Source organism: Bradyrhizobium sp. CCBAU 53415 (assembly GCF_028128735.1).
Classification (GTDB): domain Bacteria; phylum Pseudomonadota; class Alphaproteobacteria; order Rhizobiales; family Xanthobacteraceae; genus Bradyrhizobium.
In genome coordinates this window covers 36,776-51,145 of record NZ_LBJF01000001.1, presented here as the reverse complement: position 1 = coordinate 51,145, position 14,370 = coordinate 36,776, and the positions used below count along the sequence as shown (strand labels likewise).

At 57.8% G+C, this 14,370-nt stretch carries 8 protein-coding genes; 1 reads left to right on the top strand and 7 read right to left on the bottom strand.

All coding sequences use genetic code 11. The features are described from left to right. Positions 1-540 precede the first annotated feature (540 nt). The 6 genes from XH87_RS00170 to XH87_RS00145 form a co-directional block, all read right to left on the bottom strand. The gene (locus XH87_RS00170) at positions 541-1,710 is read right to left on the bottom strand and encodes a M20 aminoacylase family protein (RefSeq protein ID WP_271585694.1); all 1,170 of its coding nucleotides are present in this window, start codon (positions 1,708-1,710) and stop codon (positions 541-543) included. Beyond that, on the bottom strand, positions 1,707-2,882 hold the full coding sequence (locus tag XH87_RS00165; RefSeq protein WP_271585693.1) for a M24 family metallopeptidase: 1,176 nt from the start codon (positions 2,880-2,882) through the stop codon (positions 1,707-1,709). The genes XH87_RS00170 and XH87_RS00165 overlap by 4 nt, the downstream gene beginning before the upstream one ends. A gap of 690 nt (positions 2,883-3,572) precedes the next feature. After that, positions 3,573-4,433, bottom strand: coding sequence for an acyl-CoA thioesterase (locus tag XH87_RS00160; RefSeq protein ID WP_271585692.1), 861 nt, complete (start codon positions 4,431-4,433; stop codon positions 3,573-3,575). Positions 4,434-6,252: 1,819 nt separating this feature from the next. After that, a complete protein-coding gene (locus XH87_RS00155) occupies positions 6,253-7,113 on the bottom strand; it encodes a MaoC/PaaZ C-terminal domain-containing protein (RefSeq protein ID WP_271585691.1) in 861 nt (286 codons plus the stop codon). A 122-nt stretch (positions 7,114-7,235) separates the two neighbouring features. After that, positions 7,236-8,330 (bottom strand): KamA family radical SAM protein, encoded by a 1,095-nt coding sequence (locus XH87_RS00150; RefSeq protein ID WP_271585690.1) that lies wholly within the window; start codon positions 8,328-8,330, stop codon positions 7,236-7,238. Between the two features lie 1,143 nt (positions 8,331-9,473). Then, a complete protein-coding gene (locus XH87_RS00145; protein WP_271585689.1) occupies positions 9,474-10,367 on the bottom strand; it encodes a TauD/TfdA dioxygenase family protein in 894 nt (297 codons plus the stop codon). A gap of 1,620 nt (positions 10,368-11,987) precedes the next feature. On the opposite strand from XH87_RS00145, the gene XH87_RS00140 reads away from it, so the two are divergent. Beyond that, positions 11,988-12,200 carry an avidin/streptavidin family protein gene (locus XH87_RS00140; protein ID WP_333909168.1) on the top strand — a complete coding sequence of 71 codons (213 nt, stop codon included), beginning with the start codon at positions 11,988-11,990 and terminating at the stop codon, positions 12,198-12,200. Positions 12,201-12,271: 71 nt separating this feature from the next. Here XH87_RS00140 and XH87_RS00135 read toward each other — a convergent pair. Further along, positions 12,272-13,497 (bottom strand): IS3 family transposase gene (locus XH87_RS00135; RefSeq protein WP_442868223.1). Its coding sequence is split into 2 segments (ribosomal slippage): positions 12,272-13,233 and positions 13,233-13,497, totalling 1,227 coding nucleotides; the frame shifts between segments, so codons are not numbered across the junction. Positions 13,498-14,370 lie beyond the last annotated feature (873 nt).

Sequence of the window (14,370 nt, the reverse complement as noted above, 5' to 3'; positions counted from 1 at the left end):
TGATGCATCTGGTTTGCCGCCGCGGAGTTCTGGCGAACCTGACTCTCTGCGAACAGCGTAGCTATAGAAGCAGCCGCGGAACCGAGCTCAGTACATGACGTTTCTTCCCCTACATCGTCCTCAGTTCGCAGTTCCATGAGTACTGGTATCGCAGCTCGTCTGCCAGCATTGGCATGTCAGTTCGAGCACGCTCTCGGGCTTGGCGGAAGCCAGTAAAGTCGGCGCGCGTAGCTTGACCTCGCCAGTGAAGCCATGCACTCAAGTGTCCATCGGCGTCTGATTGCCGATACAAAGTGTCGCGTTCGCCAACATCGGCTCACTCAAGTAGCCGACCGGGCACTTGTAAACTGATTGGCTGAAGCGCAGGATCGGCGCGCACAAGTAGCGAAGGCATTTGTACGCTCGGTGGTTTGTACTTTTCGACCCACAGTTCAAGATTTGCAAGGAGCCGAGGGCTATTGCTGCAATCGGAAACACCGAGCAATTCTATCGTAACTGTATCCCTGGCTTAGATGTGGACAGGTGGTGGTGCGGTCACCGCTACACATCAGAGGCCAGCACCGTCTCGACGACGTTCGCCCAATAGCCGATCCCATAAGGCAAGGCGTCATCATTGAAGTCATATCCCGGGTGGTGTAAGCTAGATGTCGATCCGTTGCCAAGAAAGATGATTGCGCCCGGCCTTGCTTCAAGCATGTAGGCGAAATCTTCCGAGCCCATCCGTGGGCTTGTCTTCTCATCGACGCAAGCCGGTCCAACCAGATTGCATGCTGCTTTGACCGCCAAGTTTGTTTCTTCCGGATGATTGATCGTGACCGGCGCGGACCTGCGGTACCCAAATTCGACATCTGCGCCAAATCCCCGCGCTATGCCTCGCGCAGCCGCAACTATCTGCCCTTGTGCGAAGTCGCGCAAGCCGGCCACAAGAGTTCGGACGCTACCCGCCAGCTCTACCTCGTCCGGAATGACGTTGTAGGCCTGAGCGGCGTTGAGTTTGGTGACCGATATCACGAGCGCCTCCATCGGGTTTGTGTTCCGAGAAACCAAGGTTTGCAGGCCGACGATGATCTGTGCGGCGATGACTACCGGATCGATGGCCTCATGAGGCTTGGCGGCATGGCCGCCCCTTCCCTTCACGATGAGGTCGAACTCGTCGAGAGCGGCCATGATCGGACCTGGGCAGATCCCGAACTTGCCGACGTCGATTCCTGGCACATTGTGCAGGCCGAACACCTTCGCTATTGAGAATCTGTCCATGATTCCTGCCTGAACCATCCTTTGGCCGCCCTCTCCACTCTCTTCAGCAGGCTGGAATATCAACGCCACCGATCCCTTGAAGCGCCGAGTCGTCGCAAGGTATTTCGCGGCGCCTAATAGCATGGCCATGTGACCATCATGCCCACAGGCGTGCATCTTGCCCGACACTTTCGACGACCAGAGCTTCTCAGACCGTTCAAGTATCGGCAGCGCGTCCATATCCGCGCGCAGTGCGATAGTCGGCCCGTTTCCACATTTGCCGTCAATCAAGGCGACGATACCAGTTTCAGCTATCCCCGTTTCGATATGATCAACGCCGAAAGAAGCGAGCTTCTCGGCTAAAAACCTAGCCGTGTTGTAAAGCCGATATTCCAGCTCGGGATTCTCATGAAGATGGTGGCGCCAAGCAGTTGCCTCCGCCAGCAGATGTTGAAACGCATCGATGCCATTCATTTGGAACCCACAGTATGAAATAGGTTGTGATCTGTACGGCTGAGCAGTTCCGCGCCAGACTCTGTGACGACCACGTGCTCGCTGCAACCAAACAGATGACCGCTTTCCCCAAACAGAATAACGGGAAGATGAAAGGTCATTCCCGGCTGCAAAATCTCCTCTGCGGCAGGCTCCAGGCTGAGGTTCCCGCGTTCTGTCCAGTGGATGCCGCTTTGGTACCCAGTACGATGGCGAAAGGCGCCCGGGCGTCCAGATTGCTCAATCACCTTGCGCGCGGCGGCGTCCACGGTCTTCGCGCTTACCCCCGGCTTAATCGCGGCAATGGCGGTTTCGAGCGCTTCAACCGAAAGAGCGTGCAACGATTCGGCCTCACGATGCCGACCAACCACCGCGCTGCGGACCAGCCCTGCGGCATAGCCGTGCTTCACGCCGCCGATCTCAATCATGGCGGGTTCATTGTTTCGAATTACGTGTGGGGTCGGGACACCGTGCGGCATCTTCGTCCGATCACCGAACACGAGAGTAACGGATCGCCATATTTCGCCGCCAGTTTTGCTGGCTTCTCCAACTATGGCTGCGTACGTTTCCGCTTCGCTCACGCCTTCGCAAACCGAGTTCCGAAACACGCGCACGGCGAGATCGGTTGTCGACATTGCTTGACGCATCACATCGAGCTCAAGCGGGCTTTTCACTGCAGCGACTGACGCAACTAGATGGGAGGCGTCGGCGGCTCTCATGTCTGGACACAGTGCCTGCAGTGCACTCACATCGGCCGGCGCCAGATTCCAACATCCGAGTTCGAGACCCACTCTCCGATCCTGCAGCCGATGCTGGCGAAGAACCTCGGCACAGGTGTTCGCAAGATCGCCCTGGTGCCTATAACAAATGACCTCATCGACGCATCCTTCGGCGCGGACAGCCTCGGCATCGTACTCTCTTGCAACGAGAACCGGCGCATGGCCCGGCGCTAGAATCAATGGGAACGGCGCGAAGTACCCACCAAATCCATGATAGCCGGTTAGATATCTGAGGTGGCCGATAGCAGTAACCACAATTGCATCAAGTTCGGCGCGCGCTACCGCTTCAAGCACCTTCTGCTGCCGGCGATCGTACTCCGACTTTGGGAATGGAGGACCCGCCCACGGAATTTCCGAACCTGTCGCTGTGAGCATAGAAGCCTCCATCTTCGGCCATACCGTGCCTGCGCCTTTTCCTCTCTCGAGCGACTTCGCGTCGACACTCTGCGATCGGATAGACCCCGGTCTGCTTCGTAGCCGGCGGCCCCCAGCCCTCAGCATTAAACACTGAAGCGCTCAGAGACGGACGTCACAACTGCCGGGTTTAGTAGTTTCAGAGCTGACGAGCTAAGCATTCGGGCGATAGCTAGCCTAGTGAGGATCATGTCCCAGCAAAGCACCTGAACCAATTACGACAAGAGCGAACACCCAGTCTTGTTTACGGCGTATTCAAAGCGAAAAGCATTGTGAAGCACTTCGAGCGAACCAGTGTGCGGCTCGAGTTGGCGCGATGTACACCGCGGTTTATAGCGGGCCTCCTACGATGGTTGCGCAGACGCATGGTCAACCATTTTCCTGCCGAAAGTGGATCGGCCAACGGCGCGACGAATGTGTTTATGAACGGAGTAAAGTCCTAACACCGTAGACTTCATCGCAGAATGAAAGGTCCTGAGCGTCGGGGAGACCGTACCGAGAGTCGCCTGCCAAGAGGCGATGTGATTTGCCAGGTATCCAATGGTCATTGATCCACTCCTTTGTTTCTCGGGAAGGCACGCTTGCAAGCAGCATGGACGGGCAGCTTGCGCTCGCTGGCTCAAGCCACACTTTCCCCCGCGCTGCGCAAGCTCAGCGTCGCTCGCGCACCGAGCCCTCCTGGGCGACCGAAGCCACCAGCGTGCCGTCGCGCCTAAAGATCAGCCCACGAGCGAGGCCGCGGCCGCTCTGCGCGCTTGGCGAATCCTTGGCATAGAGCAGCCAATCATCGGCACGGAAGGGGCGATGAAACCACATTGCGTGGTCAAGACTTCCGGACAGAATGCGTCCATCGAACAGCGTACGCCCATAGCGCGCCATCACGGCATCCAGCAGCGACAAATCCGAGGCATAGGCCAGTGCGCAAATGTGCAGCGCCGGATCATCGGGCAGCTTCGTCGCGGCCTTCATCCACATATGAACTCTTCCGCCCTCGATCTTCTGGCCAACATACCGGCCGATCTCGACGGGACGAAGCTCGACCGGACGATCAGGTTCATAGTAGCGGCGAACAATTTCCGGTAGATCCGGATATAGTGATTGCTTCGACAATTCCTCAGCTGCGAAATGCTCAGGCCCTGGCACCTCCGGCATTTTATCCTGGTGTTCGAACGCGCCTTCCTCACCCTTATGAAAGGAGACTATCATCGAAACGATTGTGCTACCGCGCTGCAATGCCGTGACGCGCCGGGTCGAATAACTTTTACCGTCGCGCAGGCGCTCGACCTTGTAGATCAAGGGTACCTGAGGATCACCGCTGTGGATGAAGTAGCAATGTAGTGAATGCGGCAGCCGGGCTTTGACTGTGCGACATGCTGCAAACATCGCTTGTCCGATGACCAGGCCACCGAATACCCGTTGCTCCCTCGCGCTCGGGCTATTGCCGCGAAATAGGTCAATCCCGATCGAGTCAAGGTCGAGAATGGCCGCAAGGTCGATCCGACTTTTTTGCATTCAAGAGCTCTTAGCTTGTTCAGTGTCATGGGCGGACCGGGACGACGAAGAGCCCCAGCGTCTTGAGGCTTCGAGAGATGAAGCATCCTCGGAGCGAAACGCCGCGTTTCGGGGGCCGGTATTCGAGCTGCCTCTCCGCTACCAGCACTCCATACGTGCGACAATTCACGCCGCCCCATCTTTCGATAGGCTCAGCGCCTGTGACAGTCGTTCAAGTCTAAAGCAATCGGCATGCCGCTCCGCACATCAGCCGACCCCAGCAAAGAACACAGTGGCGAGCTTCTTGTACCGTCGGCACTGGTCGCACTGTCGGCGTTTTGTTCCGGACATGTCGTGAACCAAACAACTGGCATGCAATTGGTGTATGTAAGATACGGCGCGACAGCTTATTTCAGCTGCTTCCTAGGATCGCAGGTCGTACCCGCTGCGGCTGAACGCGATGCTTCACCGCTGATGGCATAGCCGGCACGCTGACGACGACCATTTCGCCGTCCGAATGACTCAAAACTGAAGGCGCGCAGGGTTTGCAGCATGGATCGTATATTGTCGCGCTTCCACTAGATGCTGTCGTCTACTGCTACGCACACGGGTTGCAGGCTCATGATGCTTCGAGCATAGTTGTCGCGCAAGAGAGCAGAAGGCATTATTCGCTCGATGCTGATAAAGGTGACAGCACGGTCTTCATTATTAGGTATGATGCGTAGGTTCGTACCAGTCTTCAATGTGAGGTGGGCGAATTGATGATGTCACCGAATTACAGGAACGCCGCGCCTCCAAGACAAGCAAGAAGGCGATTATCAATTCGATCGACCTGGATTGCACAATCGTGCCTCGTGAGATGGCCGACATCTATCCTGTCAAGACGAAATGTCTAGGCTGTGGCGTCCACAGCGAAGCCTCTGTCATCTCCGCCTATCTGAAAACGCGCACCGTGGTCGTTGACGGCGGTTGCTTGCATGTCGCCAACGGCCTTAAGGCACCTTCTCCCGGACGACATCCTTCATCCTCCCAGATGGCGGCGATACGATATCGTGATCAGTAGTGCAACTTCCTTCTTCATTGTTGATGCTTGGGGACCGGAAGCAGGTCACGTGCGCGTGCATCGCTTTTGTGCAATGCATCACATTCCCAAACCCTTTCTTGCGGCACGTGCCGTCGCCTAGCTAACGCGCTAGTCCCACACCCAAAATCCGCCGAGGCTTATCACAAGGACGCCATTCTAATGTTCGCAAGGCTCATGCAGCAGTCAATCGGAAATCTTGCCTCATGGCGAACTCTGCGCCCCAACAGCCAAGGGCCGAATGGTTCAACTCTTCAGTTTAACCGCTATAGCCTGGAAGGCGTGTCTTCGGCCCCTGACTGCTGCTAGGAATTTAACTGCTCCATGCGTACGATCCAGAAACCCTGTGCTGACAAGTGATACAACGTTCGGCAGACTGCTCAATGAGATCGGTCTATTTCTTCGCCGCTCGTCGACTGTCTCTCGTTGAGGGACGCATTTGAGATCGCATGCTCTTTCCGTTCTGCAAGCTTGCGCCACTTCTCTAGGGAGTTCAAGCGCGCTTCGGCGTGGCCTCGCGCGTTTACCTGGCTTCGAGGACTACGAGAAGACGCACCGCCGTCGGTTGAGGTCCTCGCGCGCGATCAGCCGAATGGCCCGCCCTTGAGGGCCGCAGTTGGAGTGCTCCGAACGCCTCAGGTTCGTTGCGCAGCCCATCTATGCAGACGTTGCCGCCTTTCATGCATGTTGGCAATAACCGCTAAAAGAGTGCGACAAACTCGCAGCCGGATAGGTTACAAGGAACGGTCCGAACCCTGCTCAGTGTAGCACCGTCTGCCCATTCTTGACGACCGTAACCCGACGCTCTCTCACGCAAGCTTCGAAGGAGATCGAATTACCGTCCTTCCAGAGATTGACGGTAACAACTTCTCCCGGGAACACGGGCGCCGAAAAGCGGGCGCGATGACGATGAAAAGCAGACGGATCGTAGTCGGCATAGCTCTGCAGGACGGCTCTGCAGGTCAGCCCATACGTGCACATTCCGTGCAGAATGGGTCTTGAAAAACCGGCTCGACAGGCGAACTCCGGATCACTGTGCAAGGGGTTTCGGTCGCCAGAAAGACGATAGATCAGGGCTTGGTCAGGTCGGGTCGGGATATCGAGTGATCTATCTGGTGCTCGGCGGGGCACCTGGTGCGGCTCCGGCATCCCCTCCGATGGCCCACCAAAGCCGCCGTCACCTCTCGCGAATGTCGACGAAAGGATTGTGACGATCTTGTCGCCGCTCCCCTCTCTGACCACCACCTCGTTCTGAACGATCGCGCCTTTCTCCTTACCCTTGTCATAAATTCCCCTCACACGCGCGTCCGCCGTCACGTTCGCTGCGACGGGCATTGGCTTGTGAAACGTAATGTCGCGTTCGCCGTCAACCACCATGACGCGATTGAGGTCAATGACTCCGGGGCGTGCGCCCCAAACGCAGACGGAAGCAAACGTCGGGATCACCTTTAATGGCTTCGAAGTTGCAAATGCTTCGTTGACAAATTGTAGCTCCTCCTCCTTCAGCGGATCTGAGCCCATGCCAACTCCAAGTGCATAGAGCATTACCTCCCTGTCAGTCCAGGAATAGCGAGCTCCACAGGTCCTTAAGTTCAGTGCAGCGGGATAGTCGAGCGGCATCCGAGCCTTTCTACGCTTGAGACCGGGGCGCGCCGCCGGCGGCTGAACTTGAATTCGCTTCGTGGGGCGGCCGGCGTACCGCACTCGCTCCGACCCGTGGGCTGGAGCGCGCGCGTTAGATTTCATTGTTCGGGCAGATCATCAAGCCAGCAGGCTGTCGCGACGTGCGGTCGGGAAAAGATCGTTCCGATCTTCTCAGTAACTTTATTCTGGTGGTAGCGCATATACACCCGGCCATCCTGGCCTAAGTCCAAAAGCTCTATTTTTCCTGTGTAATGGGACATGATGTATTTAAATGTCTTCTCGATCCCGCTCAGACGTTGGTTGATGCCGCGTACTATCTCTAGTCCCCGCCGCAGTGGGACTTGGAAGTGCGACGCACCCTTCACGGGCCTCGCCTGAAATAAGTAGTAAGGTCGCACTCCGATTTCGTGGCATTTGGCGAAGGTCGCCGCCAATATCTCCGGATCGTCGTTGACTTTGGCGAGAAGCACCGACTGATTAAGGAATTGCACGCCCTGTGCTCGCAAGGCGCGAACTTTGTGCTCCGCCTCGCATGAGATCTCACCTACGTGATCGAAATGCGCGACGATCATTGGGGTTTTACCCGCCTTGTGGATACGCTTGAATAAGGCCGATAGAGCGGAATCCGCAAACCGCCTTGGCTCATAGGCCAGCATTCTTGTGCCAAATCTGATGGAATTCAAATGGTTTATTGACAGCAGGTGGTCAACGATCTTGTTCAGTTTGGTGGTGCTGAGCACGAACGGGTCACCTCCGGAAAGAAGTACGTTCGTCATCTCAGGATGGCGCGCAATATATTGCGCGGCCTGGTCCAAATCCGGTGCGATTTCATCCGAAGCCTTGCCCACAATGCGCTTGCGAAAACAGTAACGGCAATATGAGCCGCAGCGTTCCGTCACCAGCAATAAACCGGTCTGGGCGTACTTGTGCTGGAGTCCCGGCGCGACCGTGTTGTCGTGCTCGCCGCTCGTATCCAAAGTGCCCGGGCTCTCGAACTCCTCGACTGAGGGCTGGACGACGTACTTCAGCTGATCGTAGTAACCGCTTTTGAGAATTTGTTCGCGATAAAACTTTGTGACGTGATAAGGCGTGATGTTGTTGGCTTGCAGCTCATTGTCGCTAACCACGCGCGTTTCTTCAATGAACTTCAACACGTGTGCTCTGCAATCCAGCGGATTAGCTGTGGTTTCCATTGCCGCACCTCGTATGCCCTTATCATCGCGGTTTAATTCAATGCGATCTTCCCCGTCTACAATACAGTATCAACAGTGGATCGATACCTACCTAGTGTGGTGAGGACTATCGGGCTCGAGAGTTGAGGAAGGTGCACCGGTACTCGCCTGGTGTGCGCTGAGGTTAGCGGCGCGACCGCGAACCTAGGTCGCAGCCATGAGGGCGTGTTGAGATAGACTTGAATCCCAAGGGATAGCCAAATCAGGCGAACCGTGATTCATCCTCGAGGCGCGGAAGAGGCTGGCGGGGTGGCGCATCGGCGACTCTTCCGATTTGGGTGAGCGAGGCCGTGGCTAAGGGCGGTCTTTCAGGCGGCACGGACTTTCCGGGGTAGCGAGCGCGATCCATTGGGTGTGGGATTCGCGGAAACGCGCCGCACAGCAGCTTTGCCGACCGGCGCGGATCGACGTTCCGCGATGAAGCGGCAGCGGGATTGGCTCGCTGGAACTGCGGCGTAGCTGATGGCACGTCGTTACGCCTGGGCCGATGTCAGCCCACGCGCCATCGGCGATGGGCCGAACGGCCATTGGAAGACGACCACGTTCGTTGCGGGTCTCACCTGCAAAGGGCTGATTGCATCTTTCGTGGGCGACGGCCCGATCAAGGCCGAGTACTTCCTGGCCTATGTCGAGCAAATTCTCCTCGCCGTACTGCGCCGGGGCGACACCATGATCCTCACAATCTGTCGAGCCAGAAGAACGAAGAGGGCTTGCTCATCGCAGGCGCCGGCCTACTCTTCCTGCCGCCCTACGGCCCGGATCTCAAGCCGATCGAGATCGCATTCGCCAACCCCAAAGAACTGTTGCGGCAGGCCCAGGCCAGAACCGCGGCGCCCTCTGGATCTCATCGGGCGACCCCGAACATGTCCACTCCTGAAGAACGTGCCAACTACGTACGTCATTGCGGATGCAATCCGCTTTGATCGGGACCGGCTCCAGTGAACCGCGCAGCATGCCCAAGCTATGCGACCAGCGCGCCCAAAAGAGGCAGATTGCCCGCGCCGGTTCGCCGGTCCTGCCGGGATAAGCTCGAAGGCCCGGCTCCGCTCGACATTGCAGGGCCGCAACTTAGCCTTGGACCGCCAGCGTCTTGTGCGGACACTGCTAGGCAGCCTCAGCGGCCCGTGATTTCAGCCTCTTGATGTGCGATACGCCGGTGTCAATCGCAAGCTGGTCCATGGCCAAATGAGGACTGCCAATTTTGTTCACGGGGTACGCCTCAATCGCGCGATTGTCCCAGATTGCGACGTCGCCAGATTTCCAATTCCAGCACAGGGTGTTCTGCGGGGCGGTGAGATAGGATTGCAGAAGTTCGAACAGCCTTTGGCTGGGATAGCGCTGCAGGCCGACAAAGTTCTGCACGGAACGACCGAGCGAGAGCATGCGTTCGCCAGTCTCGGGATGAACACGAACGATCGGATGTGCCGTTTCGTAGATCGCTCCGGTGGATACGTCCTTCCTGTCGGCTTCGGTAGCCCCATCCGTCGCAGTGTGATCGAATGCGGCGAAACGCACAGCCCAGAGGTTATCGGCAAGCATCCGCAGCGGATCGGGAAGGTCAAGATAAGCGGCCACCGAGCTTGACCAAGCGATCTCCCCGCCAAAAGTTGGGATCGCTGCACCTCGCAGCACTGAAATTGCTGGGCGGGCGGCACTGAAGACGTCGGCATTGGAGACGTCATCACCGTCCATCTGATCGACATGATCGCGCGCGCCATCAGGGAGCGTCTTCCGGATTGTTAAGCCTCCCCTTGTGGCCAGCATTGTGGGATTGCGTATCAGCGAGCCAAGCCGGAGCACAAAACGCTGTTGCTGGGCATCATCGAAATGTCCCTGATCACGGAAGAAGATGACCTTATGCTCTAGCAGCAGCCGGTTGAAGGCTTCGATGACCTCGTCAGGCAAATCGTCCGACAGCGTAATGTTCTTGATTTCGGCACCAAGCCGGTCCGCGTGCTTGACGATGTCTGCTCGCGGGATGACGTTATCAATGGTCATTGTGCCACTCATGACGGCGCCTCTCTGTGGATGTTTAAAACAAGCCCCGTGTTTGGTGGTCGTGTCTGGCGACAATCGCGGCAAGGCCGTCGAGGACCCGCATCCGAATTGTCTGAGCCTGGGTCACCACGCCGCACAATTAGGCGGCTGACTTTTGATACACACCACCAGCATCTTAGGATCTGACTCCCTCTGCGTGCCGACGCGGCCATTGCCGTTCCCATCGAAGGACATTGCATATAGGGCCACCAAATCGATTTGCTGCCTGATCAACAGTGCAGATCATAGACGCAATCCATGTCCGGTCCATGAAACGAAACCAGCTTTCTTTTCGAGCTTGCGTAACGTTCGCCTCGTCTCAGAACTCGTGCTTGGAAAATCCGCGAATAACGATTGCGTCGTCACCTCACGCGACCGGCATGGCCTCATCCGCACGACAAGAATCGGACTCGTTCGCGGCCTGCCCTCGCGAAGCGAGGTACGACAGGACGCCTCGCTTCGGTAAACCAATTCTCTCTTAAGTCGTATATTATATCTTCAACTACCTCAACGGGTCTGCAATCACTTCCTCGCGACTTGGAGTTGTCCAATGCGCGTCGTCTTTTCGTCGGCTGGTTTATTGGGTTGTTCTTCTTGCCGAGCAGGAAAGCCGCGCAAAATTCGAACGCTGCAATTCCCATTGCAGCTAAACAACGGACTCAATCCCTCGATTTGCGAAATCTGCGCTCATCATCGAATGCAGGTCGTCAGGGCTGAGACCTACGTTCTTGGCTCGGTCCGGAGGCGTAGATTTTCCTTACGGAGCGCAGCTTGTTTTGGCTTCCTGGCAGTTGACCGCACAGAATAGAGACAGAGCGCGGGACCGCGCAGGAATACCGTGCGCTCCCCGAGACAATGCAGCGACTTCGCGCTCTCACATTGCAAGCCGCAAATTCTGGCAGGCTATTTTTGCTCCACTATTGGCAGCACGGCTGAAGGCAGCGTCGGATCTAAGATCATAAGCCCCGGTCCATCTTCCTAATGATCGCCCTGCCTTCCTCTCCTCTAACAACTGCAAGGCGCGTGATCACGATCACACACGCACCAAAAATGCGCTATTTCAGAGAAGACGATGAAAGAATGCACCGGCAGCGTAACAACGCACCCACGCGGCCGAGCCATCGTGCAAGATGCTCATCGCCGCAACAAAGCCCCGCTCAAAACCTAAGGTTCGTCACAAGCCGCAGTAAACTCCATTAAGCTTACTTGCATGTGCAGCCAAAGCTGCTTGTAAGCAGCTCGCGCGGCGCGAAATTGTGCTTTGAGCCTTGCTGGTCCGCTTGGCAGATCGGTCTCATTATGCCGCTTAAGATAAGGGCTTCACCGGGCGGGGCTGTTAGCAGCTTGGCTCTGCGCAATGAAAAGGACGCGGGGCAAAGCGGCGTTCAATTTGAGCGCTCTCATAAAATTGGACGACGCCTGTTTATGGACGGATGATTGGCTCCTTACGGAGCTCGGTGGAGTGGACGATGTCGTAGGAGGCTTGGGAATGACCCCGTGAATGCTTTGGAGTGGGACTAGTGATTCCGGCAGAGGCGCAACCTATCTGGCCATGGCCCAACCAAATGCTGAACACTAAGCATCAACAGCTTTGACCAGAATACAGGCGCGATCTCCCGCACCTATACAAACAATGCAAGCAGCAGCTGCGACGAACCTCAAGCAGTAACTGGCTGGCTTGCTCAGACCAATCAAGGCGCAGCCATCAGTTTTACCGTGAACTTTGCCGGATGTGGCTCGACGACCGTTCGGACGGTCAATAGCGCGTCGAGCTATCAGGGGCTATGGCTGTGAAGTGGACCCCATGCGTGGGACCACGAGACCGGTTTGTTAGTTGGATTCTCGACCGCTCCGATCTCCTGATATCACGCTGCGAACAGCGCTGTCTGCTGTTGTTGCTGCGGCTGTGGGCATGTGGGCAACGCGGCAGCGTTGTCCAAGCGCAGCGTCATGTCCACAGCCAGACCGGCGGCCATGCCTTCGTGCCACACCTCCATCGGCGTGCGATTGGCCAAGGCTTGGTGGGGGCGCACGGCGTTGTAAAACGCGAGCCACGAAGCGACGCCGGCGTGGGCCTCGCGGCCGTCGGCGTAGCCTTTGAGGTAGATGTCCTCGTGCTTGAGCGAGCGCCACAGCCGCTCGATGAACACGTTGTCCATCCAGCGGCCGCGGCCGTCCATCGAGATGCGCACGTCGGCCGCCATCAGCGCGCCGGTGAAGGCGGCGCTGGTGAACTGGCTGCCCTGGTCGGTGTTGAAGATCTCCGGCCGCCCGAAGCGGGCAAAGGCTTCCTGCAGCGCAGCGACGCAGAAGGACACGTCCATCGTGTTCGATAGCCGCCACGCCAGCACCGCCCGGCTCGCCCAGTCCATGATCGCCACGAGATAAAGGAAGCCGCGACCGATCGGAACGTAGGTGATGTCGGCGCACCAGACCTGGTTGGGGCGCTCGATCGCGAGGCCCCGCAGCAGATAGGGGAAGATCTTGTGCCCCGGCGCGGGCTTGCTGGTGCGGGGCTTCGACCCGAGCGCCGCGATCCCCATCTTGCGCATCAGCCGCTGCACGCGCTTGCGATTGATGGCATGGCCCTCGGCGCGCAGCATCGCCGTCACCCGCCGCGAGCCGAGGAACGGCCAACTCGTGAACAGTTCATCGATCCGCCGCATCAGCGCCGGATCGTCATCGTCGTTGGCGGCAGGTCGCGGCCGATAGACGCTTGAGCGGGCGACGCCGAGCAGCTGGCACTGCCGGCGCACCGACAGCTCTCCATGGTTGCGGTCGACGAGCACGCGGCGATCCGGGGCGCTCATCTTCCGGACCTCTTCGCTAAAAAATCCCGCTCGATGATCAACTGCCCGATCTTGGCGTGCAGCTTCTCAATCTCGCGCTCGTGTCCGGCTGCGCCGTCGCTGCCGCTCTCGAACGCCCGCGCCGCCTGATCCAGAAGCTGCTTCTTCCAAGCGTAAATCTGGTTCGGGTGCACCTGATAGCGCTGCGCCAGATCGGCCACCGTCGCATGCTCCCGCAGCGCCTCCAGCGCGATCTTCGCCTTCAGCGCCGCGTCAATCTTCCGTCTCGTCCTCTGCGTCATTCTCCGCTCCGTCGGTTGTGACGGAACGGCCCAAAATCCAATTAGTCAACCGGTCCGATTTTCGGGGTCCACTTCACGAGAGCAGCGCAGGCGGGAAGCTCTCGAACTCGAAGAAGAGCCCCGAAGTGACATCAAACTCGAGTTGGTTAGCTTCGATACTAAAGCAGACGGTCACCGATGGTTCACAAGCAACCTGCGGTCGACCGGAACGATCCGCCCGGTGCATACGCCCGAACTGACTTCTTGTCAGTTGCGCGCCTCCCAGCCTCTCTGACGTCATGCGCGACCACCGACGCAACCGTCTTGACGCACTTGTTCGTGAGAGCTGCAGGATGGCGAGGCTGTGCGCGACAAACAGGATGAGAGCGAAATCTCACCTTGATCGGCGCCACCTACCCGACTGTGCGATGCAAGCAGCCGACGCTTGCCGGTTTTCTCGCCCTTTCCGTTCGCGCTGCTGCGGTTGGGTCGCTGATCAGCTCAGCCGCCGCGCATTGTATCACGTCACCCCTTCGCGCTCGATCACCACAAGCCTTCGTGCAGGGCCCGCTCCGGAAGATCTTCGGCGAGTATCCAGCACTCTCCGCGCGATCCGATTCGAAGTCACCACAGCGCTGCCTGTAGCAGTCGGAGGCCTCGCTCGGGCCGGTGTGGCGGTTCGCGACAGATTGCTCAATGGTTCTAATCCGTCGACGCGACATCGTCAGGCCTGATATTTTTCCCTTGAGCCTCAGGCGCGCTTCCGTGCCACCTTTTTTCAGCTAGAATAGTTTACTCGAACTTGCGCTGGTCGCCGTCTCTGCGCACCATGTTCCTTGCGGATTGCTTGGTCAGTCGTCGGATGCCGCTATGATCCCGCTTCGCGAGACCCGC

Coding starts and splice junctions, on each gene's coding strand:
- XH87_RS00165 (WP_271585693.1), bottom strand. CDS start 2,882: ATGCTCACAGCGACAGGTTCGGAAATTCCGTGGGCGGGTCCTCCATTC.
- XH87_RS00150 (WP_271585690.1), bottom strand. CDS start 8,330: ATGGAAACCACAGCTAATCCGCTGGATTGCAGAGCACACGTGTTGAAG.
- XH87_RS00160 (WP_271585692.1), bottom strand. CDS start 4,433: ATGCAAAAAAGTCGGATCGACCTTGCGGCCATTCTCGACCTTGACTCG.
- XH87_RS00170 (WP_271585694.1), bottom strand. CDS start 1,710: ATGAATGGCATCGATGCGTTTCAACATCTGCTGGCGGAGGCAACTGCT.
- XH87_RS00155 (WP_271585691.1), bottom strand. CDS start 7,113: ATGCCGCTCGACTATCCCGCTGCACTGAACTTAAGGACCTGTGGAGCT.
- XH87_RS00145 (WP_271585689.1), bottom strand. CDS start 10,367: ATGACCATTGATAACGTCATCCCGCGAGCAGACATCGTCAAGCACGCG.